The 1525-nt window shown below is 73.0% G+C and carries 2 protein-coding genes; one reads left to right on the top strand and one right to left on the bottom strand.

Annotated features, from left to right (window positions below; translation table 11 throughout):
* A partial coding sequence (locus SACPADRAFT_RS0208615; protein ID WP_007027578.1) for a MarR family transcriptional regulator occupies positions 1 to 345 on the bottom strand: 345 nt, incomplete at its 3' end.
* 105 nt (positions 346 to 450) lie between these two features.
* Between SACPADRAFT_RS0208615 and xylA the strand changes: the two genes are divergently transcribed.
* Positions 451 to 1525 (top strand): xylose isomerase (gene xylA / locus SACPADRAFT_RS0208610; RefSeq protein ID WP_007027577.1); only part of this gene is annotated, 1075 nt, incomplete at its 3' end.

The raw sequence follows: 1525 nt of genomic DNA, 5'->3' as shown, positions 1-1525 counted from the left end.
TTCGGCGGGGCGGACGTGCTCGTCGGCCACGGCACCCGTCAGGCCGACCAGCGACGTGGCGACGTAGTCGACCGCGATCTCCACGCCCAGCCCGTGCGGGCCGGTGGGGGACAGGGTCAGCGAGGTGCCCTTTCGGCCCGGCCCGGCGCGGTGCTCGGGGCCGGACTCGCGGACCAGCCCGCCCGTGATCAGCGGGTCGAGCAGGCTGGACACGGTGGCCTTGGTCAGTCCGGTCCGGGTGGCGACCCCGGCCCGGGACACGCCCGGCGAGTCGGCGACGGCGGCGAGCACCAGGGCGCGGTTGTGGCGGCGGACGGTGTGCGCCCCCGCGGGTCTCGTGGTCACCCGGACATCGTAATGGTTCAGCGGGTGAACGAATGGCGTTGACCCGCCCGCACGGTCCGGATACGTTTACCCCCTCAACGAATTCGCTTCTCCCTGGAGGACACCGTGGTGGCAGACCCGACTCCCGACGACCGGTTCAGCTTCGGCCTGTGGACGGTCGGATGGCGCGCGGCCGACCCGTTCGGCGACCCCACCCGCCCCGCGCTCGACCCGGTGGACACGGTGCACCGGCTGGCCGAGATCGGGGCCTGGGGCGTCACCTTCCACGACGACGACCTCATCCCGTTCGGCAGCGACGACGCCGACCGGCAACGCGCCGTCGCCCGCTTCCGGGGCGCGCTGGAGCGCACCGGGCTCGTCGTCCCGATGGCCACCACCAACCTGTTCGGCCATCCGGTGTTCCGGGACGGGGCGCTGACCAGCAACGACCGTGAGGTCCGCCGGTTCGCGCTGCGCAAGGTGATGCGCAACATGGACCTGGCCGCCGAACTCGGTGCGACGACCTACGTGCTGTGGGGCGGCCGCGAGGGCTCGGAGACCGACGCCGCCAAGGACGTGCGTGCCGCCATGGACCGCTACCGGGAGGGCATCGACACCCTCGCCGCGTACGTCACCGAGCAGGGCTACGACCTGCGGCTCGCGCTGGAGCCGAAGCCGAACGAGCCGCGCGGCGACATCCTGCTGCCCACCATCGGGCACGCCCTGGCGTTCATCTCCACCCTGGAGCACCACGAGATCGTCGGGGTCAACCCGGAGGTCGGGCACGAGCAGATGGCCGGGCTCGACGTCGTGCACGGCGTCGGGCAGGCGCTGTGGCAGGACAAGCTGTTCCACATCGACCTCAACGGGCAGCGCGGGCCGCGCTACGACCAGGACCTCGTGTTCGGCCACGGGGACGTGCTCTCGGCGTTCTTCCTCGTGGACCTGCTGGAACACGAGGGCTACACCGGGCCCCGGCACTTCGACTTCAAACCGCCGCGCACCGAGGACGTCGACGGGGCCTGGGTGGCGGCCGAGGCGAACATGCGGTCCTACCTGCTGCTGCGCGAGCGGGCCCGGGCCTTCCGCGCCGATCCGCGCGTGCGGGAGGCGCTGGAGGCGTCCCGGGTGCCCGAGCTCGCCCGGCCCACCCTCGCCGACGGGGAGACCCCGGCCGCGCTGCGGGCCGACACCACGGCGT

The sequence above is a fragment of the Saccharomonospora iraqiensis subsp. paurometabolica YIM 90007 genome (assembly GCF_000231035.2).
Classification (GTDB): Bacteria; Actinomycetota; Actinomycetes; order Mycobacteriales; family Pseudonocardiaceae; genus Saccharomonospora; species Saccharomonospora paurometabolica.
This window is presented reverse-complemented; position numbering and strand designations above follow the sequence as displayed.